Here is a 23,785-nt window from a genome sequence, read left to right on the forward strand (position 1 = left end):
TATATATTTCACCAGATCGGTTGTCGAAAGCGATCCGTTTCAGAACCCGAAATTAAGTTTTAACGATTTGAGGTGCCGGATGTGCGGTCTGTTTGGAATTTTCCCAGAGGATACAACCTCATCCCCTGATGTCACACGGCTTCGTCAAAGCGGTTTCGCCATTCGGCACCGCGGCCCCGATGCCGGCAATATTCTGAGCGAGCCCGGTCTTGGCCTGGCCCATCAACGCCTGTCTCTGGTTGATACCGACACCCGGTCGGATCAGCCCTTTACGGACCCAAGCGGCCGCTACATCCTTGTCTACAATGGCGAAGTCTACAACTTCAGAACCCTGCGCGCTGAACTTGAGGCATTGGGCATCCCGTTCCGCACCACCTCGGATACCGAAGTGGTGCTGCACAGCCTGATCCAATGGGGCGAAGATGCGCTTGCCCGGTTCGATGGCATGTTCGGACTTGCCTTTATCGACCGGCAGACACACCGGGTTCTGCTGGCCCGGGACCGGTTTGGCATGAAACCTCTTTACTGGATGCAAGGCATGACCGAACAAGGCCCCGCCTTTCTGTTCGGTTCAGAGATCAAGGCCTTCGAACCCTGGATAACCCTGCAACCCGATGTCAACTCGATCGCGGCTTACCTGATGAAATTCGGAGGCCCGACCAGCGGCCCGACCTTCTATCAGGGGATCCGCAGCCTGACACCCGGCACTTACCTATGGCATGACGGATCGGGCAATATCGACACCGCCTCTTTCTTCCACCTGACCGACTTTCTCGATCTTGATGAGATGACCCGTCTCGATGGCCTGTCGGCTGCCGATATCGTCGATGAATATGCGGATCTCATGCATAAATCCGTGGCCTCACATTTATTCGCGGATGCACCGGTTGGCGCGTTTTGCTCTGGCGGGGTGGATTCATCCCTGATCGTTGCTATCGCAGCGGCCCAACACCAGAATATCGCCCTGTTCCACGCCAATGTGAAAGGCGCCTGGAGCGAGGTGGACGCCGCCTCGGAACTGGCCAAAAGCCTGAAACTTGATCTGCATGTCATCGAGGCTGAAGAGCAGGATTTCGTCGACATGATCCCGCGCGTAATGCGTCACTACGAATACCCGTTTTCCTATCATCCCAATTGCGCGCCATTGATGATGATCGCCCAGCTCGCGGCGGGTTCAGGGATCAAGGGGCTGTTGTCAGGCGAAGGATCGGATGAGCTGTTTCTGGGCTACCCCTGGCTTGGCCGCAAACGCCTGACAGACGGGTATGAAAGGATGATCAGCGGGTTGGGTTCGGCCATACGCGCAATACCGGGGGTTGGCCCGATCCTGGCACCTGACCGGATGGGAAACATGGAAAACGTCCGCGACATCCTGAATGGTCGCGAGATGGCGCAGGACAAGCGGGCCGTAGCCGACAGCCTGGCACAGCTGCCTCGCAAGTTTCAGGAAAGAGGCCGGCAATGGAGCCTGGATTACATGCACCACCATCTGCGAACGCTTTTGCATCGCAACGATACAATGGGCATGGCTGCCGGGATCGAGGCGCGGTTCCCGTTTCTGGACACACAGGTTGCCCGGTTCGGGGTCAATCTGCCGGCACGCTTCAAGCTCAGAGCCTCTCCGTTCGTTTTCGAGAAGGCACACCCCTTCATCCGCGACAAATGGGTGGTCCGCGAGGTTGCCAACCGCTACATCCCCAACACCCTGAGCCAGCGCATCAAGATCGGGTTCTGGACGACGGTGTTTCAGCGGCTTGAGATCCGGCCGGAATACTTCAGGAACGCCCATTTGGGGGATCTTTTCAGCCTGACCCGGACACAGATGACAAACACCATCGAAGAGGCCGGTCCGGATCTGCGGCTGCGGTTGCTGCTGACCGAGGTGTGGCTGCGATGCCGGCTGGATCATCAGGACGAAGATTGCGAAATCAACAGATTACGCGATCACGTCAGCATCCGGCCGGACAGATTTCGCCCCCGACCCTCCTCTGCCAACAAACCTGTGGGCGCTGCGGTCCACAGTTGAAGGGCTGCCCCTTCCTCAGAGGGCCCTGCTTTTGCGGACGGCGGATTGCGGGGCCGCCTTTTTCTTGGGTTTGGCTTCAAACTCTTCGTGATAGGACCGCTCAACATTGACATCCCAGACGTCATGATTTTCACCCAGGATATTGCGCGCCGCGTACATCGCCGACAGCATTGAATGATCCTGGTTGTTGTAGCGGTGCAATCCATTGCGACCCACGGTCTGGAAGTTTTCCAGCGTCTTCAGCCAGTCGCTGACCGTGTCCAGGGCGTCCTTGTATTCGCTGTCATAGACCGGATAAGCCTTGGGCTGCCGGATAACTGCGTGATCGATGACATCACTGGCCTTGGCCAGACCAAGCTTTTCAAGCTCTTCACTGGCAAGATGCCTGAGATCCTCGTCACTTGACGACCACAACCCGTCACCCTTCTGGCAGAAATATTCCATCCCGATCGAGGCAGTGTTCTGATCGGGCAGCATTTCCGCGGACCAGGCGCGGAAATTCTGGATGCGACCCACCTTCACCTGCGGGCTGTGGATGTAGATCCAGTTGTCCGGGAACGGATCCGCGTGATCCAGGATCAGGGTCACGATCAGGAAATCACGATACCGCAGACGGTCTGCCGCCTCGACGACCTCGGGCGGTGGCGGCGGATCAAAAGCATGGATCAGATCACGAACGGCCATCGAATTGACGAACTCTTCACCCTCCACCCGCTCGGTGTGTTTTTCGCCATCTTCAGTCCAGTGGCGCACATCGATCGAGGTGACGCGATTGCCATCACGGTTCACCTGGATCACTTCGGAATGGGTTTCGACCGAGCCCCCCTTTTCCCGGATCAGGTCACGGGTCTTTTCCCACATCATGCCGGGGCCCAGGCGTGGATACTGGAATTCCTCGATCAGGCTGGCGGTGTCATTGGCCCCCGAAATCGCATTCCAGACCGCCTTGGGCAAAGACAGGTTCTTGATCCGCTGCGCGGCCCAGTCGGCGCGGATTTCGGACGGCGGAATACCCCAGACCTTCTTGGTGTAGCTGTGGAAGAAATGCATATAAAGCCGCCCGCCAAAGCGATTGACGACCCAGTCTTCGAACGTGTCTTCCTGCTGGCGTGGACGAATCTTCCATTTGATGAAGCTGCCGATGATCTTGTAGGTCTCGTAGGGGCCGATATTGCCAAGGGCGTTGAAGATACGCAGCGGGTAATCGTAGAATTTGTTGCGATAGAAGATGCGGCTCAGGCGTTGCACGGTGATGAAATCATCCCCCATCACCTCGTGCCACATATCCTCGACTTCGCGCACCTTGGTGAAAAACCGATGCCCGCCAATGTCGAAGCGATACCCTTTGTGCGTTTCGGTTCGCGAGATGCCACCAACCATGTCCGAGGCTTCGAACACCCTGGGAACATGTGTGTCGCTCAGTTTCTGAAGTTCATAGGCTGCTGTCAGCCCTGCTGGACCACCACCAATGACGACAACGGGAACAATATCTTTTTTCAAATGACTAACACCCATACCAAAACACTGACCTAAAGCTACAAGAGGTTATCCGAGATTCACAACAAAATCCTGTCAGCCCCCGAAACGGGGCTCCTGCGCTTTGAGTTCCACCCCTTCCGTGCAGAAAAATCAACCATTCCGTTTGACGAACCGCACTCGCGTCCTTCTCTGCAAATCGATGGCAAAACCCAAACCGGGTCGCCTGTACCGAAAGCCGGTTTGGGTTTTGCGAAACCGACGGTCTTTCACACCGCCCGAAACAGCACGCGTTTTCCACAATGCCCTGAAACATAACGATGATTGCTGACTGGCACAGCCAGCCGAAACTCCCCGCCCGGAAGCGAAACATAGATTGGATCCATACACCTCTTGCACGGCGCCTGACCTGAACCATGACCGTTTTTTTCAGGCTGCGTCTGTGATGTCCTTCACTGTATCGACGGACCGAAAGGGCGCATCAACAATGCTGTGACTTTCCTCGCATTGTGTATAGTTGAGCGCCAGAGCAGCAGGAAATTCAGCACCTCACGACTCGTCGCTTGGTGAATCTTGACAGGGTGGCACCGCTGCCGTCCTAATACGTGAGAATGTTTGCAAAACCCAGGTGTCTCAAACCTGGGGGACGATGAGTGAATTGGTAGCCAGTCTCGTTGTTAACGAGGGAGCGATTTTATGAAGTGTGTTATTCTGGCCGGCGGCTTGGGAACCCGGCTCAGCGAAGAAACCGTCAAGATTCCAAAACCCATGGTCGAGATCGGCGGCAAACCGATCATCTGGCATATCATGAAAATCTACGCGGCACACGGCATCACGGATTTCATCGTCTGCCTCGGCTACAAGGGTTACGTGATCAAGGAATACTTCGCGAATTTCTTTCTGCACAGTTCAGACGTCACGATCGATCTGGCCAATGGCGGGCTTGAGATTGCAAACAGTAAATCGGAACCGTGGCGCGTGACGCTGGTCGATACCGGAGAGGACAGCCAGACCGGGGGGCGGCTGCGCCGTGTCATGCATCTGCTCAAGGATGAAGAGGCCTTTTGCATGACCTATGGCGACGGGGTCGGGAATGTCGATATCAGTTCGCTGGTCGCGTTCCACAAAAGCCACGGCAAACGCGCCACGCTCACCGCAGTCGTGCCACCGGGGCGTTTCGGCGCGTTGGAGCTGGCTAGCGATCAGATCGAACGTTTTGCCGAAAAACCTGGCGGTGACGGTGGTTTTATCAATGGCGGGTTCTTCGTGCTGCATCCTTCGGTTGGTGATCTGCTGGACGGGGACGGCGCAATCTGGGAACGCGCTCCGCTTGAAACGCTGGCCGCAGACGGCGATCTGATGGCGTTTCGCCACAAGGGATTCTGGCAACCGATGGATACGCTGCGCGACCGCCGTCAGCTCGAAGCCCGCTGGCAGGAAGGCAATGCTCCATGGAAGGTCTGGGAATGACGCTGGGTTCCACTCCGAAAATCATCCTGCTTGGCAATCTGGGCTATATTGGTCCGGTCGTGGCGGCGGCCTTGCGGAAATCCTATCCCAACGCCAATCTGATCGGCCTTGATCCCGGGTTTTTCTCGGACCGGCTGACCACGCATGATGCGTGGCCCGAGCGGGTTCTGAACCAGCAGATCATCGCGGATATTCGCGATATCGATGCGTCACTGTTCCAGGGGGCGGATGCGGTTGTTGCACTGGCGGCCATCTCGAACGACCCGATGGGTGCCCGGTTCGAAACAGTCACCACGGAAATCAATCAGGATGCCATCGTGCAGGCCGCTCATCTGGCCGCCGAAGCCGGGGTGTCGCGCTTTGTCTTCGCCTCCAGCTGTTCGGTCTATGGTTTCGCCGAAGGCGATGCCAGATCCGAGGACGCGCCCCTGAACCCGCTGACCGCCTATGCCCGCAGCAAGATCGGAACCGAGCGCGCGCTGGCGGCCATGGACACGCCGGGGATGCTGCGTACAGCGCTGCGTTTCGCCACCGCCTGCGGGCCGTCGCCCCGGCTGCGGCTGGATCTGGTGCTGAATGATTTTGCCGCCTGTGCGGTCACCGCTGGCAAGATCACGGTGCTGAGCGACGGCAGCCCGTGGCGGCCGCTGATCGACGTGCGCGACATGGCCCGAGCCATCGACTGGGCCATCACCCGGACCCAAGATGCCGGGGGGCAGTGGCTTGCGGTCAACGCTGGATCGGATGTGTGGAACTATCAGATCCGCGATCTGGCGCAGGCCGTGGCCGAAGCGGTCCCCGGGGCCAGCTACTCGATCAATCCCGATGCCTCGCCCGACAACCGGTCCTACAAGGTCGACTTTTCGCTCTACAAACAACTGGCACCCGAACATCAGCCGGTGCAGACGCTTGAAGGCACCATCCGGGATTTGTTGCAATTGCTGAACGATATCAACTTTGGCGATGCCGATTTCAGGTCATCTCCGTTGATGCGGCTGAAAGCGCTTGAAGAGCATATCCGCACAGGCACACTGAGCGAGGATCTGCGCTGGAGGATGCCGCAATGACACACCCCGCTTGCCGGAGCTGTGGCGCAGCCCTGACCCAGACGCTGGTCGATCTGGGGCTTTCGCCGCTGGCCAATTCCTATGTCCCGCCCGAGCGCGCGGGCACGGCCTGTCCGCGCTATCCGCTGCATGCCTGGGTCTGCAACGACTGCTATCTGGTACAGGTCGAAGACGCCGTACCGGCGGATGAGATCTTCAATGCCGATTACGCCTATTTCTCGAGCTATTCGGACAGCTGGCTGGCCCATGCCAAAGCTTATGTCGAACAGATGGTCGACCGGCTTGATCTGGGACCCGATGATCTGGTGATCGAGATCGCCTCGAATGACGGGTATCTGTTGCAGTATTTCGTCGAGAAAGGCATCCCGGTTCTGGGGATCGAACCTTCGGGCAGCGTGGCGGCGGCAGCCGAAGAAAAAGGCGTGCGCACGCTGGTCGATTATTTCGGCGAGGCGCTGGCCCGCAAGGTGGCCGCGACCGAGAAACCTCCGGCGCTGATCGCATCGGCCAATGTGCTGGCGCATGTGCCTGACATCAACGATTTCGTCGCCGGGATCGCCACGCTTCTGACCGGCGATGCGGTCTATACGGTCGAATTTCCGCATCTTCTGAACCTGATCAGAGAAGTGCAGTTCGACACGATCTATCACGAACATTACTCCTATCTGTCGCTGCTGGCGGTGGAAAAGATTTTTGCCAAGGCGGGCCTGCGTGTCTTCGACGTCGAGGAACTGCCCACCCATGGCGGTTCGCTGCGGGTGTTCGCCTGTCTTGAGGGTGCCAGCCATCCCGAAGGGCCCGGTCTGGCCAAGGTCCGCGCGGATGAGGCTGCGGCGCAGTTCGACCGACCTGAGGGCTATATGAATTTCACCATTCAGGTCGAAGCGCTGCGCGACGGGCTGCTTGGCTTCCTGCGCGAAGCAAATGCCAGGGGTGACACCATTGCCGCCTATGGCGCCGCCGCCAAGGGCAACACGCTGCTGAACTATGCCGGGATCGGCCCCGACCTGATCTCTTACTGCGTTGATCGCAACCCGGCCAAGCAGAACACGCTGCTGCCCGGCAGCCATATCCCCGTGCATGGGGTCGAAGCCCTGCGCGAGACGCCGCCGGATTACGTGCTGATCCTGCCCTGGAACATCCGGGACGAAGTCACGGATCAACTGTCCGACCTGAAGGCACATGGCACCCGCTTCGTAACGGCCGTGCCAGAGATCAGGATCAGCTGATGGCACGGGTTCTGCTGACGGGCGCAACCGGATTGATCGGGCGCGCGACAGCCACGGCTCTGACAGAGGCGGGCCACGAGGTGGTGACGCTGGGCCGCAACCCGGCAAGCGACATCACCTGCGATCTGCTGGACCCCGATGCCATCACGACAGCCCTTGAAACAGCCCGCGCCAACTATCTGGTGCATCTGGCCTGGCATGACGGCGCGCGCGACCGCTGGACTTCTGGGGCCAATCTGGACTGGATGGCCGCCACCCTGCATCTGGTGCGGGAGTTTGCACGCACAGGAGGCCAGCGCGCGGTCTGCGCCGGAAGCTGTGCTGAATATGACTGGTCGGTACCGGAGCTGATCGAAACCAGCCCCCTGCGCCCACGCACCCTTTATGGGGCGGCCAAGGCCGGAACCGGTCTGGCACTGTGCGCGGGCCAGCAGACGCTTGGCCTGTCCCTGGCATGGGCCCGCATCTTTTTTGTCTACGGGCCGGATGAACCGCCGGGGCGACTGTTTGGCGATCTGATGTCAAACCTCGGGGCGGGACGGCCGGTTGATTGCACCGATGGGCGGCAGGAGCGGGATTTCCTGCATGTCGATGATCTTGCCCGCGCCTTGTTGCGCGTGCTGGAAAGCGATCTGACCGGCCCGGTCAATGTCGCCAGCGGTACGGCGACCCCGGTTCGAGACCTGATTGCAGAGGTGGCAAACCAGATGCACCGGCCCGATCTGATCCGCTTGGGCACCATCGCCCGCGCAGCGGACGATCCGCCCCGGCTGGCGGCGGACGTGACCCGGTTGCGGGACGAGACCGGTTTTATGCCACAATATGACATTGCTTCCGGAGTCGCCCGGTGTCTTCGGTCAAGGGAGGAGGCCGTATGAAATCTTCATCCTTTCTACGCAAGCAATCCTTCATGCTTTTTGCCCTGGTCGGCATCGTGAATACGGCCTTCGGGTATGCGGTTTTCTCGGTTCTGAGCCTGTCGGGGTTGCCCGCACAGGCGGCTCTTGCGATCTCGTTCGTCATCGGCGTGTTGTGGAATTTCATGACCCACGCCCGGATCGTATTCGACACCAAAGGGTTCAGGAAATTGCCCTTCTACCTGCTGGCATATGTCATGGTTTACGTTTTCAACGCCTTTTCGCTCGAAGCTCTTCTGAGCACGGGACTGCATCCGATCCTTGCACAGGGCCTGCTGGTTCTGCCCGCGGCCGTTCTGGCATTCATCCTTGTTTCCCGGGCGCTGACCGATCGCTTCCCGTGGCAGCAGGAGGTCTGATATAATGCCTCAAAACTACAGACATAAACACTTTCGATCCGTAACCGGTCCATCTGATATATAGTAGGATATGGACTGTTAAATGTATTTGGTACCAGTGCTGGAAGGATAATCGTCAATGCGTCTTTATCTTGCTGATCTTGGACATAACCTCGTTACTGCCACGTCGGACACCTACCCGTTGGGTGTTGGAAATCTTGCAACCTATGCCCAGGCTCATGCAAAAAGCCCGACACCGATTGAGGTCGCGATCTTTCGTGATCCGCAGGAATTCAAAGCGGCCGTCGACACAGCTCCGCCCGATGTGGTCGGCTTTTCCAGCTATTCCTGGAACCACCATCTGGCCCTGTCCTTTGCCGACTACGTCAAGGCGGTCAATCCCAACAGCCTGACCCTGATGGGTGGTCCCAACTTTCCGCTGACCGAAGAAGAGCAGGACAGCTGGATCCGGACCATGCCACAGATCGACATGCATGTGCGCGGCCCCACCTATGAGGGCGAGCGCGCGTTCCTCAGCACGCTGCAACGCTTCATCGATGTCGGCGCCCGACGCGAAGGCATGTGGGAAGAGGCCGTCGATGGCGCGCTTTACGTGCACCCAAAAACCGGAGAGATCCTGCGCGGGGCCGAGCCGCCCCGCATCCGCGATCTGGATGAAATCCCCTCGCCCTATCTGGCCGGGCTGATGGACAAGTTCTTCGACACCGGCCTGTTTGCACTGATGCAACTGGCACGGGGCTGCCCGTTCACCTGCGCGTTCTGCAATTCGGCGGTCAAATCGAACTCGAAGGTGTTCCGCCATTCGTTTGAACGCACCAAGGCCGATCTGGATTACGTCGTCGCCCGCATCAACCATGCCAGCCCGCTGTGCTTTGCGGATGACAATTTCGGCATGTATGTGCAGGACGAAGAGGTGGCCGATTACCTGGGCCATCTGATGGATCGGTACGACTGGCCCAAATACATCCGGACAACCACGGGCAAGAACCGCGGCGACCGGATCATCAAGGTGATGCGCAAGGCCAAGGGCCGGTTGCCGATGACCTCGTCGGTTCAGTCTCTGAATCCGGAAGTTCTGAAGAACATCAAACGCGACAATATCAGCCTGGACACCTATGCCGAGGTACAGCAGGAGCTGCATTCAAAGGGCATGCAATCCTATGGCGAGCTGATCCTGTGCATGCCGGGTGAGACCCGGGAATCCTTCATGGATGCCGTCGATCAGCTGATCGAAACCGGCGTCAGCCGGGTCGCGGCGCACCAGTTGATGCTGCTGCACGGCGCACCGCTGGCCAACCCCGACAGCCGCGAGAAATTCGGCTTCAAAACCCTCCATCGCGTGGTTGCCCGATGCCTGGGCAAATATACCGGCCCAACCGTGGTCGAGACCGAGGAAATGGTGGTCCAGTCCGAGAATTTCTCGTTCCAGGATTATCTGGACACCCGTGTTTTCCATCTGCTGCTGACGATCTTCTATTACGAAGACAATTTCGAAGAAGCCTTCCGGCTGGCGCGGTCCCGTGGCATCCGGCCCTTCCTGATCGTCAAGCATATGCAGGACATTCTCGATCAGGCCCCCAAACCCTTCCGGGATGCGGTGGCCGGTTATCTGGAGGAAAACCAGCAGGAGCTGTTTGAAACCCGCGCCGACTGCGTCGCCTGGGCGCAGGAAAATTATGACGACCTGATCAGCGGCGAATTGGGGGGCAATCTGCTCAGCAAATATTCGATGATTGGCCGGTTCATCGTGCTGGACGAAGCACTTGATTTCCTGAAACGGGCCATCAGCGACCTTCTGGACAAGGACGACCACGAAGCGCACGAGATGCTCGACACGATCATCAATTACTACAGCGCCGTGATGCTGCATGTGCCCTTCTCGGAAACCCTGGAACACGAACCCGTCTGGAGCTCGTCTTTCGATGTCGAGGCCTGGAGGAATTCGGGATATCAGGGCGTGCTGCAGGATTACCAGTTCGATGCCCCCCGCGAGTTCCAGACCCAGGTCGATCAAAGGGTGAAAACCACCTTGCTGTCACGGATCGAAACCTTCGGCGAACATGCCTCGGGGCTGGGCCGGTTTACCCGAACGATGTTCGCCAATGATTTCCGGCGCAACTTCGTGTCAGGCGAAAGCCAACACGCAGCCGAATAGGTCTGGCTTTGGGCTGGGCCTATTCGCCATCCCCCAGATAGACAACGTCGCGGCCCGGGAAGGCCGCGATGATGCCTGCGTTCTGCTCGGGGCCCATATCGCGCAGGAAAATCGGTTTGCCCTCGGGCAGGAACGGATCGTTGAGATAGAGTGCAGACCCGATATCGCCCTGTGTCGAAACAAAGACCAGAGAGTTTCCAAGCCCGGCAGCCTGCCGCCGTATGTCACCGGTATAGCCACCATACCCATTGTATTTCGACACCCCCCGCCATGGGGTGAAGCTGACAACAGACACCGCACACAGCAATAGGATGACGCAGTGCAGGCGGCCACGATGCCGTTCGGGCAGCCGGTCCCGGACGGTCTCGATCCCGGCCGCCGCCAAAGCCAGCGCCGGCAACAAAGCCGTATGCCAGTAGCGCGGCCCAAGATAGAACGTGCCCGTAAACCAGTAAAAAAACAGGGCCCCCACAAGGATCGCGAACACCACCAGCATAGCCCGGTCGAACCCGGTCAGCTTTCTGCCCCATATGAACGCAATCCAGACCGGAACCAGGGACCCGAATGTCCAGCCCAGAAGTTCGTAATTGAGCGCGGCAAAACCATTGATCAGATTCAGCAGACCCTCGGCCGGACTGTGCCCGACCCAGATGTCGAGCGCGCCCCAGCTCTCGGCCGGTGGCCCTACATTGGGACCAAACCCATAGGCATTCTGCGTGTCGGGCCATAACCGGCTCAGGTAATCCGCTTGCGGGGTCAGCAGCGCGTCTCCGGTGATCATCAGGTTGAGCAGTAAAAAGACGCCACCCGACAGAACACCGCCCAAGGCGCAGGCGATCACCTGTCCGATCCCCCCCGGCAGGCGCCGCAGCAACCACAGGCCGGTTAAAACGCTTATGATCAACCCATCAAGCTGTCGGGTGACAAAGGCCCAGCCCAAAGCCAGACCCGCAACAAGCGCAAGCAAGACATCCCTGCGCGTTGACCCCTCCCCAGCCCTGAGCAGACACCACCATCCCAGCAGCACCATCACCAATGTCGTGGAATGTGCCATCAGCGTGCCACCGACGGCGAGCACCCAGGGCGACGTGGCCATCAGCAACGCCACCAGATCGGCCCGTTCGCGACTGACGGCACGGCACACGATGCCATGCGCCAGCCAGACAGAGATCCCGGTCAGCACGGGGTTGACCAGCCAGGGCGCCCCGGCCAGCACGCCCAGGCTCAGCACGATGGCCCAACCCTGTGCCGGCACGCCGATCCACTGATCGCCGCGAATGTCGAACAGGTAATATTCCAATGCGGGCTGCGCCGCTGCGGGGGGGGCCGGGCTTCCGAGGACGCCCGCAGCAAAGGTACGCGCCTGAAACAGATATGCCACCTCATCCTCGACATGAGGCACGCGGTCGAACGCCGCCCAGGCCAGAGCCGCGCTGGCCAGCATTGCAAAGACCGCGAGGGCAGCCACCGGAATGCGGGGTGCCCGGTCAGGCCCGGCAACTGTGAAAACGGCGACCAGCGTCGCCATCTGCACAAGGTTCAGCGCACCGCCGATCCCGATCTGCAAACCGAAGGCCAGATAGTACCCGTAAGCCACGTACGGCGTCGCAGAAACGCAAAAGGCCGCAGCCAGCCCCAGCAAAAGGATCAGCCGCCACCGTCCTGCTTCTGCCATCAGGCCCGTTATGGCCGCCCTTCCCTGCGGCCGCACAAGCACAAAGCCCGTCAACACCGTCTGCCCCGCCAGTATCGCCAGCATGATCAGGTTTTCAGGAGGGTTCGCGGAAATCTCGAGCCGTGGAAACCAAAGGGGTTGGGTCAACCACAACCGGGCCGCACTGCCCAGAAGCAGCGCCGCGCCAAGCAAGCCAAAAAGAAACTGGCCACACTGCCGGAAAACACCCCCCACAAGCAACGCAGCAATCACCACGGCCGCATACCAAAGGCGCAGTTCCGCCAATGTGGCATTGCTGCCCGGCAGGTCCGCAGCCCAGGCCGAGCTGCCGCACAAGGCCATCGCCCCGGCAAAGAGCCACATCACCCGACCTGAACGCATATTCATGCCATATGCTCGTCTTTGACAATCGCCGGGTCCCGTGCAGGACCTTCGATATTGATGCGTTCCTGTTCAGTGACGATCGGACCGCCCCGCACCTGATTGTGGATCGAGGTTATGTATTCCCCCAACATGCCGATAAACAGCATCTGGATACCTGACAGGAAGAACAGCGCGACGATGATTGTCGTGGTTCCCCGTGGAGCCAAATCCGGATTGAAGAAATAGAACACCACTGAAATGAGGGAAAACAGAATACAGCTGATGGCAATCACCAGACCACTCAGCGTGCAGAACCGCATTGGGGCACGTGTGAAAGAGAAGATCGCATTCAGCGCCTGATCGGTCAGCGCCATCAGATTGTGCTTGGAAACACCTCTTTTGCGGGCCCGCCACACATACGGAACGATGATGCGGCGAAACCCGCAACTGGCGATGATGCCGCGGATATAGGGGTAGTGGTCGTTATGCGACAGCACCGCATTGAGCACTTTGCGGTCAATAAGCTGGAACTCACCCACTGATGGCTCTAGCCAGACATCGGACAGCCGGTTGACGATCGTATAGAAGATGCCGCGCGCCGCGCGCATCACGATCCCCTCTTCGCGGGTGGTGCGGGCACCGGCCACCACATCGTAACCGCTTTCCCATAACTGCACGAATTCCGGGATCATGTCCGGCGGGTCCTGAAGATCCACCGGCAGGATGACGACCACGGCATCCCCTTCGGCATAACGCAACCCGTTGAAGGCGGATCGGAACACTCCAAAGTTGCGGGCGTTTACGACAACTTTCACATTCTGATCTTTTTCAGCGATCTCTCGCAGGATCTCGACAGTCCGGTCGGAGGATGCATTGTCGACAAAGATATGCTCGCACCTGTAGCCTGGCAGCTTTTCCTCAAAAATCGCTTTTACGGTTTCATAGCAATTCGCCACATTGTCTTCTTCGTTGTAGCAAGGCGAAACAATGGAAATTGTTTTGCGATTTTGTTCTAAATCTGAAGACACCAATTACCCAACCTCCAAGTTGGAAACGATTGTATCACCCGGTGCTGTATCGGATTCGCACATCGCCCAAAGTACAGGAATATTTTGCAATAACGTGCGCACACCGCCACATCTTTTGCCGATTTCACGCATTCACAACAGTCAGTTTTCTCCGACCCCTTGTTTCTTGAACATCAGTTTCATTTAGTGTGCCGGTAAATTTATCAGCTGTCAGCGTTTCAGATGACCCGAACCTTTCGCAACTGGCTATTTTCCCTGCACACCCGCCTGGGATTGCACCTGTCGATCTTCTTCGCCTTTATGTTCCTGACGGGGGCAGTGCTTGTCATCGGCATCGAGGTTGAATCCATTGCCCGGCCGGAAATCTGGACCACCATTGCCAAAGAAGACCGGACGGCCAGTTTTGCGGAAATCCATGACGGCATTAAAACCGCCCATCCCGAAAGCGCTGTATTTGTCATCGAAAAATACCCCGCCCCGTGGTTCGCAGATCGAACCTTCGGACGAACCGGCTGGGGCGAAAACATCAGCTTCTGGACTGACCCGGTGACCGGAGCAGTCGTTTACGAAACGAGGGATGGCGGGTTTCGCGACATTCTGCGCGATCTGCATGATACGTTCCTGACCACCAAACGCCCCATCTTCATCCTGATCTCGGCAACATCCGTTCTGCTGCTGTATCAGATCGTCAGCGGGCTGATTACCTACCGACGTTTCTGGAAAGGGTTTTTCCGCTGGCCCAAACGCTCCGGGGGGTTCAGATCCTGGGTCGGCGCCACGCACCGGCTAACGGCCCTTTGGGCAGCGCCGCTTCTGATCCTGATTGCAATCACCAGCTTTTATTTCATGCTCGGCGGTCTGGGAATCGAAGGCACAACCCCAAAACCTCAGCCCACTTCCCCCCGTGACACCGCCCTGCCTATCGGCTTCAGTTCCGACACCCTTGAACAGGCCGAGGCAAACGCTGTTGCCGCCTTGCCGGGCCTGGAGCCGCTTGTCATGGTGCTGCCGGGAGATCCGGCTGGCACTTTTGCCTTTGAAGGCCCCGTGGTCGGTTTTGCGAAGACGAGTGGATGGGGCAGCGTATCGGTTGATCCAGTGACCCTTGAGGTGCTCGGCGCGTTCACCCCGGATGATACACGCGGCTTCGCACGCTGGAAGGCATTGATGAACACATTGCATTTCGGCACCTGGGGTGGTGCGTTCTCATTGGGTCTCTGGGTTCTGTCAGGCTTCGTGGCCACCGGCGTTGCCCTGACGGGCGCCTTGATCTTTGCGGCCCGGCTGGCTCCTGAGGCCGCACAATACGGCCCGATCCGGCGCATCTGGCGCGGATTGGGGCTGTCCCGCTGGATCTATCTGTTGATCGTTCTGGGTATCCTGCTGACCGCGTATCAGCGCTTTGGGCCGGGCAGCTACCCGAGAGCTGGGGTCTTCCCGACCGACGCACCTGCTGCGGTGGCCTATCTGATCCTGCCCGCACCTCTGCGCCGCGATACCCCGCTTGATGTCGAAATGCTGGTTGGGGAACCCGGCATCACTGCGGCGTCAATAGCAACAGATGGGGGGGCAGAGCAGCCCGTCGAACTGGTACGGAACGGTGAAAAGGCGCAGGCATCTTTTCGCATCACCCCCAATGACACGGCCAACCAGATCACAGCCCGTCTGACAAAACCCGATGGCACTAAAAAAACCGTCACGTTCCGGCTGGGGCAACCGATATGGTAAACGAAACAACACTTCCTCTGACGAATGAGAAGGCGTTTCAGGAACGGCTCAGCATCCTGCAAATGTGCTCGTTTTTCACATTCGGAGGCGGCATTCAGCGCCACATTACCGATCTGGGCGGGTCCCTGATGGCGCATGGGCACAAGGTGATCAAGGCTGGTGCCCCCGGCGAGCTTGGCGAGACCGCGGATGGCAGTGTCTTTGTACCTTTGCAACTTGACCGGGTCAGCGACCACAGTGCGAATGGCAAACTCAACCCGGCCCTCAGAATGTACTGGCTGGTACGTTCGGCCCTGACCCTGCGCCGGGCGCTCAAGGACCATAAGGTCGATATCATCCATGCGCATGAAACCGCCCCGCTTCTGACGGCTCGTCTGGCCAGTCTGGGAATGGGAATTCCCATTGTGATGACCTATCACGGCTCGTCGCCCGACCGTCTCAACGCGGTGGCCCGCGCCTGCCGACAGCAAGCCGATCTGGCGATCTGCCCCAGCGAAACCGTCATGCAATCCCTGCTGGAACGCCAGGTCGATCCCGACAAGGCGCGGGTGATGCTTTTGGGGGTACGTCCCAACCCGCCCGCCGATCCGGCAGCTGCGGATGCCCTGCGGCGCGAACTGTTGGGCGCAGATGGCACACATCTGGTTCTGTCCTTGTCCCGTCTGGACCGCCAAAAGGGCCTCGACGCGATGATCGAAGTGGCCCGGCGTGTGCGGCAGGATCTGCCCGGTCTGCGGATCATCGTCGGGGGCGAAGGCGTGCTGCGCGGCCAGGTCGAAGCCTGGGCCGAACAGGCCGGGGTTTCCGACATCATCCGTTTCCCCGGGGTGATCTCGGATGTCGCCACCTATCTCGCGGCCTCGGATCTTTATATGCTGACCTCCCGGTGGGAGGCCCTGCCGATTTCAATTGTCGAGGCGTTCCGCGCCGGGCTGCCGGTGATCGCCACCGATTGCGGCGGTGTGCGTGAATTGGTGGATGGCGATGTCGGGCGCCTGTGTGCGGTCGATGATCTTGATGCCCTGTCTCAGGCGCTGCGCGATCTTTGCATCGACCGCGCCGAATATGACCGGCTAAGCGCCAATGCCACGGCGCGCGGTGCAGAAGACAGGTTCTCGCCAGCCCATGTGCATAGCGGGTTTGAAAAGCTGTACCGGCAACTGGCCGGGCGGGGATAACCCCCGGTCAATCCGCCGCGCCGTTCTCGAAAGCACCAGCTTCCAAGGCATGGGCCAGATTGGCCCGCCCTGCACGATGCGCGGCCTGCGCGAAAGCCGCGCCGAACCGGCCCAATACCTGATCTTCACGCCAGAGCGTCTCAAACCCCTGCCGCGCCGCTGCTGCCATCTGATCCCGCGCGGCACCTCCGTTCTGAAAACGGCGCATGGCTGCAATCAGATCATCTTCGGTTTCGAACAGTTCCCCGCCCCCTGCCCGCTCCACGATCTCGGGGAACGGACCCAGCCGCCGGGCGATCACCGGCGTGCCCAGCCGGAAGCTTTCGATCAGGATGATGCCGAAGGTTTCATAACAGACCGAGGGCACGATCAGCCCCAGTGCGCCACGATAGTAAGCGTTCAACTCGTCCGGCGTCTTGCGGCCCAGGAATTTGATCCGGTCATTGCCTGCGGCCTGTGCCTTCAACTCATCCGCATAGTCACCATCACCCAGGATCAGCAGATCCGCGTCGGGATAGCGGTCAAAGGCCGGGAACACATCCTGCAACCCCTTGATCTTTTCCAACCGCCCGACAAACAGGAAATAGGGGCGTTCCTGCGCCGCCGGTTCCGGCAAGGCGCTCTGATCCAGGTCGGGCAGGAAATAGGGCAGCACCTGCATGTCCTGCCGCAGGCCGAATTCACGATGTTTGGCGCGGCTGAATTCGCTTTTGGCAATGATCAGATCCATGTGATCCAGCGCCCGGTCCAGCGCACCGGTATACCGCCAGAGCTGCGGCGGACGTTTGTGCTGCAACACGCAGCGCAGGCACTGGCGCTCATCGCACAGCTCGCGCCCATGCCGCCACAGAACATGGGTGGGGCAGACCAGCCAGTGTTCATGCGCTTCATAGATTTTCAACCCCTCGCCCATCGGCAACAGGCCGGGGCCGCCGATCAGGGATGTGTTGTTGTGCCAGATGATATCCGGCTTCCGCTCGGCCAGTAACTCGCGGATGCGGGCAGCATGGACAACCGGACGGCCCAGTTGCTGGGTCAGCAGGTTCGACATCATGCCGTTGCGGCTGCGCAGCCCGATCCGCCGCACCCCGTCAGGGGTGCCTTCGGGCTGCGGTTTGCCGCCCAGAATCAGATAGCTGTCTTCGTCATGCACCACCGTCACGTCGTGCCCGCGCGCCACTAGCGCCCGCGCCATGCGCTGAATGCCGATGGCGTCACCGCCAAAGGAATAGGGGGGATAAAATGTGGTGAACATCAAAATGCGTAACGATTTCATCTATCTCTCAATTCCTTGAGTGTCAGCCGCAGGCAGGTGCCCGCCTTGCGGCCCAAGCATCGAAACCAGCAGGCGCAGCCTGTCCCGCTGGAACAGAAAAGCCAGCAAACCATAGGCCAGAACACCCGTCACCGTACCGGCAAGTAAAAGCAAAGCCGGGGACAGGCCGTCCAGTTGCCACATGACCCCCTGCACGGCCGCCACCACCCCCCCTGACAGCAGAAGCGGCGCAAGATGCTGCCGCATCAAAGCCGGCCCGGACAGCCCGGCAATATGCCCCAGATTGGCAAATTTGAGCGGCCAGACCAGCAGAAAGACAGCCACAAAACCGGCTGTGACGACCGGCAACCCATACGGGGCCAGCACCACAATCACCCCCGCCGCCAGCGCCACCTCGACCCAGGACAGAACCGCCAGACGACCGGGCTGACCGGCCGCCAGACAAAAGGTCTGCTGCACCTTTTCGGCGCACAGATACATGCCAAACACCGACATCAGGCTCAGGACCGGAGCCGCCGGAGCCCATTTCTGACCGAACAGCAGCACCAGCGCCGGTTCCGACAGAACCGCCAGCCCGGCAAAGGCCGGAAAGGCCAGAAACCCGGTCAGGCGCATGACGTCGATCAGCAAATCCGTCGCCGGACCACCATCGCGCGCCGCCGCACCAAAGGCAGGCTGCGCCACGGTGCGCAGCGGTGTGATAATCAGGAACGAGGCGGTCTCGATCACGCGCCAGGCGATTGCATAATACCCCGCCGGAACCGGCCCCAGCATCGCGCCGATGATCACCGCAGGCGATTGCACCGCAGCCAGTTCGGCCGCGCGCAGGCCCAGAATCCGGTGACTGAAATGCAAGACCCTGCGCATGTGATCCCGCGACGCATGGAATGCCGGGCGCCAGGAGACCGCCCCCCAGGCCATCACGATATTGGTGGCTGTCATCGCCAGCCGCTGACCGACCAGGCTCCAGACCCCGTATCCGGACAGCGCCATGCCAATGCCCACGACCCCTCCGACCGCCGCGCCGAGCGCTGCACGGATGGCCAGAACACGGAACCGCATTTCCCGGCGCAGGATCGCAACCGGCACCGCCGTCAGTGAAATCATCAGCACCGTTGGGGACAATCCGATCAACAATTCGCGCGCAACCGGCTCATTGTAGAAATATGAGACCGGCCCCGCCCCCAGATACAGCGCAACCGTCAACACACACCCCAGCAGCGCCAACAGCCAGAAAACCGAGTTCAACCGCTCTGGTGACAGCGCCTCATGGGTCAGCAGAATGTCGGAAATCGTTTCACGGACCAGGAATTCAGAAAACAGCACAAAGGCTGCAACCATCGCCAGAAGACCAAAGGCCTCGACCCCTAAAATACGGGCAAGAATGGCAAAAATGATGAAATTGAACGCCTGCTCGACCCAGATACCGGCCGACATCCAGGCAACTCCGCTGCTGAAACTCTGCCGCCCTGACACCCGTTTCCTTCCTGTTGCCCGAACCCCGCCAAGTGCCGATGGACACATGGCTCAAACACTCACACCTGTTGCGCACAGTATGCGCAATTGCAAACTTGACGCCTTAACGGTCGAATTTGGTCAAATTTATTGTCTATGTTCAGTCTGTACGTGTTCGAATACTATACGCAATACAGGGAATTATGCCCGTCGCGTTCCATGCGCCACGCAATTCTTGCAGCGGGGGCTGGGGCAGGGATTATTGAGTGAATAAAAGGTTTTCATTTTCATGAACAAAGTCGCAGAGCCGATGGAGACGAACAGCACCACACCCGAAGAGCTGATCGCATCGGAAACCGCCGGCATGAGCCTGAGCGTGGTCATCCCCGCCTATAACGAGGAAAACGCCGTCCGCCACACGGTCGAAGACGTGCGCACCCATCTCGAACCGCTGGGCATTCCCTACGAGATCATCGTGGTGGACGATGCCAGCCAGGACAACACCCGCGCCGAGGCCGAGGCCAGCGGTGCCACCGTCACCTTCAATGATGTCAATTCCGGCTATGGCGCCAGCCTCAAGCGCGGGGTGCGGATGGCGCAGCATGAATATGTGGCCATTCTGGATGCCGACAGCACCTATCCCGCGCGCTACCTGCCCGGAATGCTGGCCATGTGCCGCGATCAGGACATGGTCGTGGGCGACCGGGGCGCGGCGATGAAGAACGTGCCGCTGCTGCGCCGGCCCGCCAAGAAATTCCTGTTCGCCTTTGCCTCGTTCCTGGCCGAGCGCAAGATCAACGATCTGAATTCCGGCCTGCGGGTGTTTCGCAAATCCGAGCTGATCCCGTTCCTGCCGCTCTTGCCGCAGAATTTTTCCTTCACCACCACGATCACGCTGTGCATGACCTCGAACGGCAAGCGGATGATCTATACGCCGATCGAATACGGCAAGCGGGTGGGCAAATCGAAAATCCGGCCGATCGACTTTCTGAACTTCATCATCCTGATCCTGCGCATCAGCACGCTGTTCAATCCGCTGCGGGTGTTCATTCCGCTGGGGCTGGCGTTTTTCACGCTGGGCACGGTGAAGTTCATTATCGATATGTTCTACTGGAACCTCAGCGAAACGGCGGTGTTCTCGTTCCTGGCGGCGATCATGATCTGGTCGCTGGGGCTGATCGCCGACATGATCTCGCGGCTGCATCTCAGACCGTGACATGAGCGGCGGTATGCTTTCCGACCCACATCAACGGCGCTGGCTGATCCGGGTGGCCGGGTCGGCTCTGGTGCTGGCAATCCTGTTCTGGATTCTGCCGGCCGACGCAATCGTAACAGCGCTGAGGGCGATCCCGATCTGGGTCTTCCTGTCCGTGTTCGTTCTGTTCCTGTTGGCCCATGTTGGCGCGGCCCTGAAATGGTGGCTGCTGCTGAACCGGGGGCTTTCGCCCCTGCTGGCCATCCGGGCGCATTTTGCCGGTCTCGCCGCCAACCTGTGCCTGCCCGGTGCAATTGGCGGCGATACGGTGCGGGCCGGTCTGGCGCAGGCGGCGATGAAGGACGGCGCGCAGGTTGTTGCGGGCGCAACCGTTGACCGGCTGATCGACATGGTGGCGCTGCTGACCCTGTCCTGTCTGGGCCTGGTCCTGACATGGGAAAGCGCGGCGGGCGGGCATATGATCTGGCCAGTGGCGCTGATCCTGCTGGCCGCGCTGGCGGGTATGGTCGCCTTGCCGCGCCTGCTGCCCCTGCCCTGGCGCTATGCCCCATCCCTGCCCGGCAAGGGGTTTGCCCATCGTCTGGCCGATGCACTGGCCGGGATGGGCCGCAAACCCGGCACGCTGGCAGTCGCTTTCATCACATCTGTGCTGATCCAGTTGCTGCTGGTCCTGCTGGCCTGGTGGCTGGCCCTGGCGGCGGGTGTTGATGTGGCCGCCGGGCCATGGATCTTCGCCTGGCCGCTGGCCAAGATCATCGCCGTGCTGCCCGTGTCTTTGAACGGGCTGGGCCTGCGCGAAGCCACATTAGCCGGTTTCCTGGCCCCCTTCGGCGCCAGCGTCCCAGCTGTCGTGGCCGCCGGGCTGGTCTGGCAGGTTGTGTTGTTTACAGCGGGCGGGTTTGGCGCGCTGGTTCTGACCATGTCCGGAATGCGGTTCAGCACCCCGGCAAACTCCCAAAAGGAAGAGTGCAAGTGACGGATGTTTCCCGACCCAATGGCGGCGACACGCCTGAAATCATCATTCTGGGCGCCGGGCCGGCCGGTCTGGCCGCAGCCCATGCCCTGACCGGGCAGGCGAAAGTGACCGTGATCGAACGCGCGCCCAGTGCCGGGGGCAATTCGGCCTCATTCCCGATTGAGGGCGTGATCTGTGATTACGGCTCGCACAGGTTTCATCCGGCGGCAGAGCCCGAGGTTCTGGCCGATGTGAAATCCCTGCTGGGTGACGATCTGCTGCTGCGCCCCCGCCACGGGCGCATCCGGCTGGGCGGCAAATGGATTCACTTTCCGCTGAAACTGACCGATGCGCTAATGCGCCTGCCCAAACCCTTTGCCGCGTCGCTGATCGGCGACATGGTGCTGAAACCCTTCCGCAAGAAAAGCGAAGGCCCCGAGACATTCTCGACCGTGCTGTATGACGGGCTGGGGCCGACGATTTCGGACAATTTCTATTTCCCATACGTGCGCAAGCTGTGGGGGCTGGATCCGGACAAGCTGGCGGTGAAACTGGCCGAACGTCGGGTGGGCAGCGGATCGGTCGGCAAGATCCTGATGAAGATGCTGCGCCTGTTGCCGGGGCTGCGCAGTGAAACGGCGGGGCGGTTCTTTTATCCGCGCAAGGGGTTCGGGCAAATCTCGGACGCGATGCGCAACAGTGCCGAGGCCAATGGCGCCACCTTCCTGTTCAATACCGAAATCACCGCCATCGAACGGGACGGCAATCGCATCACCGGGTTGACGATCCGCGACGAAGAGGGCGAGCGGCACCTGACCGGCGATCTGATCCTGTCGACCATCCCGCTGACCGGGTTGACGCGCCTGATCAGCGACCCTCCGGCAGAGGTGGTCGAGGCCGCCCGCGCCATCCGCTTCCGCGGCATGATCCTGCTGTATCTGGTGCTGGAGACAGACCAGTTCACCGAGTTCGATGCGCATTATTTCCCGGAACTGTCGATCCCGATCAGCCGCATGTCCGAGCCCAAGAACTATAACGCCAGTGGCGCGCCGAAGGGCGTCACCGTTCTGTGCGCCGAGTTGCCCTGCGACCCGGATGAAAAATGGTGGTCCATGTCCAACGAGGAGTTGGGGCAAGAATTCACCAAATGGCTGGGGCAACTGGGCCTGCCCGTCACCGTGCCGGTGCGCCGCTGCGAAACCCGGCGGCTGAGCCATGCCTATCCGGTCTACGATGTGGGCTATGAAGACCGGTTCGATACGGTTGATCAGTGGCTCTCAGATCTGGACGGATTACTCGTATTTGGACGGCAGGGCCTGTTCGCCCATGATAATACGCACCACGCATTTGCCATGGCCTATGGCGCGGCGGATTGCATCGACGACAAGGGCAATATCGACCGCGCGAAATGGAACAGCTATCGTGAGGTCTTTGCCACCCATGTGGTGGAAGACTGACCATGCCCGCCTGGCAGGCCGATATCCTGATGTATCATTCGATCTCGGACGCGCCGGGGCCAACCTCGATCGCACCCGACATCTTTGCGGCACAGATGCAGGCGCTGGCGGCGTCCGGCCTGCCGGTGGTGACGCCGGACGCGCTGGCCAACCCGCCTGCCCCCCGTGTGGTCATCATCAGCTTCGATGACGGGTTCCAGGATTTCGCCGATACCGCCTGGCCGATCCTGCGCGAACATGGCTTCTGCCCGATCGTCTATCTGCCCTCGGGCCTGATGGGTGGCGCCGACAGCTGGGCCGGGGGCAACATCCCGCCCCGCCCGCTGATGGAATGGGACCGGATCGAAACACTGGCCGGTGAGGGGGTTTGCTTCGGGGCGCATAGTGTCAGCCATCCCGATCTGTCGACGCTGGATGCAGAGACCTTGGAGGATGAAGTCAGCGGATCCGGTCAGGATATTGCCGCCCGGCTTGGTCAACCCGTCCGGCATTTCGCCCCGCCCTATGGCGCGTCGAACCCGAATGTACGCGCACAGATCGCCCGGCACTACGACACCTCGGTCGGCACAAGGCTGGGCGTGGCAAAAGCGGGCGATGATATACACGACCTGCCGCGGCTCGAGATGTTCTATTTCACCGACATCGCCCGCTGGCAGGCTCATCTTGCCGGGCGTGGCGGGGCCTATTTGGCGGCCCGCAAACTGATGCGCGGCGTGCGAAGCGGGCTGAGCAGGGTGCTGCCCATCAACTGAGTG

At 60.0% G+C, this 23,785-nt stretch carries 18 protein-coding genes; 13 read left to right on the top strand and 5 right to left on the bottom strand.

Going from position 1 to position 23,785, the window contains the following annotated elements; genetic code table 11:
• Positions 1 to 79 precede the first annotated feature (79 nt).
• Complete coding sequence (asnB, locus tag I9185_RS19390; protein ID WP_210093868.1) at positions 80 to 2,026, top strand: asparagine synthase (glutamine-hydrolyzing); 1,947 nt, start codon at positions 80 to 82, stop codon at positions 2,024 to 2,026.
• A gap of 15 nt (positions 2,027 to 2,041) precedes the next feature.
• Here the strand turns inward: asnB and I9185_RS19395 are convergent, their stop codons facing one another.
• Positions 2,042 to 3,526 (bottom strand): NAD(P)/FAD-dependent oxidoreductase, encoded by a 1,485-nt coding sequence (locus I9185_RS19395; RefSeq protein ID WP_245218223.1) that lies wholly within the window; start codon positions 3,524 to 3,526, stop codon positions 2,042 to 2,044.
• Positions 3,527 to 4,198: 672 nt separating this feature from the next.
• On the opposite strand from I9185_RS19395, the gene rfbF reads away from it, so the two are divergent.
• The 6 genes from rfbF (at position 4,199) to I9185_RS19425 (ending at position 10,699) form a co-directional block, all read left to right on the top strand.
• Entirely contained in the window at positions 4,199 to 4,972 is a 774-nt protein-coding gene (rfbF, locus tag I9185_RS19400; RefSeq protein WP_171233823.1) for a glucose-1-phosphate cytidylyltransferase, read from the top strand.
• The gene (locus tag I9185_RS19405; RefSeq protein ID WP_210093869.1) at positions 4,954 to 6,039 is read left to right on the top strand and encodes an SDR family oxidoreductase; all 1,086 of its coding nucleotides are present in this window, start codon (positions 4,954 to 4,956) and stop codon (positions 6,037 to 6,039) included. The genes rfbF and I9185_RS19405 overlap by 19 nt, the downstream gene beginning before the upstream one ends.
• Positions 6,036 to 7,268: a class I SAM-dependent methyltransferase gene (locus tag I9185_RS19410; RefSeq protein ID WP_171637925.1), complete on the top strand. Its 1,233-nt coding sequence runs from the start codon at positions 6,036 to 6,038 to the stop codon at positions 7,266 to 7,268. Before I9185_RS19405 ends, I9185_RS19410 begins: the two co-directional genes overlap by 4 nt.
• Entirely contained in the window at positions 7,268 to 8,146 is an 879-nt protein-coding gene (locus I9185_RS19415) for an NAD(P)-dependent oxidoreductase (RefSeq protein ID WP_171642541.1), read from the top strand. The genes I9185_RS19410 and I9185_RS19415 overlap by 1 nt, the downstream gene beginning before the upstream one ends.
• The gene (locus tag I9185_RS19420) at positions 8,143 to 8,544 is read left to right on the top strand and encodes a GtrA family protein (protein ID WP_170347032.1); all 402 of its coding nucleotides are present in this window, start codon (positions 8,143 to 8,145) and stop codon (positions 8,542 to 8,544) included. The genes I9185_RS19415 and I9185_RS19420 overlap by 4 nt, the downstream gene beginning before the upstream one ends.
• Before the next feature lie 118 nt (positions 8,545 to 8,662).
• Positions 8,663 to 10,699: a radical SAM protein gene (locus tag I9185_RS19425; protein WP_171637930.1), complete on the top strand. Its 2,037-nt coding sequence runs from the start codon at positions 8,663 to 8,665 to the stop codon at positions 10,697 to 10,699.
• A 19-nt stretch (positions 10,700 to 10,718) separates the two neighbouring features.
• On the opposite strand, the gene I9185_RS19430 is transcribed toward I9185_RS19425, so the two are convergent.
• Together I9185_RS19430 and I9185_RS19435 are read right to left on the bottom strand one after the other, a co-directional pair.
• On the bottom strand, positions 10,719 to 12,761 hold the full coding sequence (locus I9185_RS19430) for a hypothetical protein (RefSeq protein ID WP_210093870.1): 2,043 nt from the start codon (positions 12,759 to 12,761) through the stop codon (positions 10,719 to 10,721).
• A complete protein-coding gene (locus I9185_RS19435; RefSeq protein WP_171637934.1) occupies positions 12,758 to 13,765 on the bottom strand; it encodes a glycosyltransferase family 2 protein in 1,008 nt (335 codons plus the stop codon). The genes I9185_RS19430 and I9185_RS19435 overlap by 4 nt, the downstream gene beginning before the upstream one ends.
• Before the next feature lie 222 nt (positions 13,766 to 13,987).
• Here I9185_RS19435 and I9185_RS19440 point away from each other — a divergent pair, with 222 nt between their 5' ends.
• Together I9185_RS19440 and I9185_RS19445 are read left to right on the top strand one after the other, a co-directional pair.
• Positions 13,988 to 15,493 carry a PepSY-associated TM helix domain-containing protein gene (locus tag I9185_RS19440; RefSeq protein ID WP_210093871.1) on the top strand — a complete coding sequence of 502 codons (1,506 nt, stop codon included), beginning with the start codon at positions 13,988 to 13,990 and terminating at the stop codon, positions 15,491 to 15,493.
• Positions 15,487 to 16,671: a glycosyltransferase family 4 protein gene (locus I9185_RS19445; RefSeq protein ID WP_171637938.1), complete on the top strand. Its 1,185-nt coding sequence runs from the start codon at positions 15,487 to 15,489 to the stop codon at positions 16,669 to 16,671. Before I9185_RS19440 ends, I9185_RS19445 begins: the two co-directional genes overlap by 7 nt.
• Before the next feature lie 7 nt (positions 16,672 to 16,678).
• Here I9185_RS19445 and I9185_RS19450 read toward each other — a convergent pair whose 3' ends face one another.
• Positions 16,679 to 17,947 carry a glycosyltransferase gene (locus I9185_RS19450; RefSeq protein WP_171637940.1) on the bottom strand — a complete coding sequence of 423 codons (1,269 nt, stop codon included), beginning with the start codon at positions 17,945 to 17,947 and terminating at the stop codon, positions 16,679 to 16,681.
• Positions 17,948 to 19,384, bottom strand: coding sequence for a lipopolysaccharide biosynthesis protein (locus I9185_RS19455; RefSeq protein ID WP_209835483.1), 1,437 nt, complete (start codon positions 19,382 to 19,384; stop codon positions 17,948 to 17,950).
• Positions 19,385 to 19,691: 307 nt separating this feature from the next.
• Here I9185_RS19455 and I9185_RS19460 point away from each other — a divergent pair, with 307 nt between their 5' ends.
• The 4 genes from I9185_RS19460 to I9185_RS19475 are packed head-to-tail and all read left to right on the top strand — an operon-like array spanning position 19,692 to position 23,782.
• A complete protein-coding gene (locus I9185_RS19460) occupies positions 19,692 to 20,618 on the top strand; it encodes a glycosyltransferase family 2 protein (RefSeq protein WP_171120566.1) in 927 nt (308 codons plus the stop codon).
• A gap of 13 nt (positions 20,619 to 20,631) precedes the next feature.
• Complete coding sequence (locus I9185_RS19465) at positions 20,632 to 21,594, top strand: lysylphosphatidylglycerol synthase transmembrane domain-containing protein (RefSeq protein ID WP_210093872.1); 963 nt, start codon at positions 20,632 to 20,634, stop codon at positions 21,592 to 21,594.
• The gene (locus tag I9185_RS19470; protein ID WP_210093873.1) at positions 21,591 to 23,030 is read left to right on the top strand and encodes an FAD-dependent oxidoreductase; all 1,440 of its coding nucleotides are present in this window, start codon (positions 21,591 to 21,593) and stop codon (positions 23,028 to 23,030) included. Before I9185_RS19465 ends, I9185_RS19470 begins: the two co-directional genes overlap by 4 nt.
• Positions 23,031 to 23,032: 2 nt before the next feature.
• The gene (locus I9185_RS19475; RefSeq protein ID WP_210093874.1) at positions 23,033 to 23,782 is read left to right on the top strand and encodes a polysaccharide deacetylase family protein; all 750 of its coding nucleotides are present in this window, start codon (positions 23,033 to 23,035) and stop codon (positions 23,780 to 23,782) included.
• Positions 23,783 to 23,785 lie beyond the last annotated feature (3 nt).

This window comes from Ruegeria sp. HKCCSP346 (assembly GCF_017872595.1).
Lineage (GTDB): Bacteria > Pseudomonadota > Alphaproteobacteria > Rhodobacterales > Rhodobacteraceae > Ruegeria.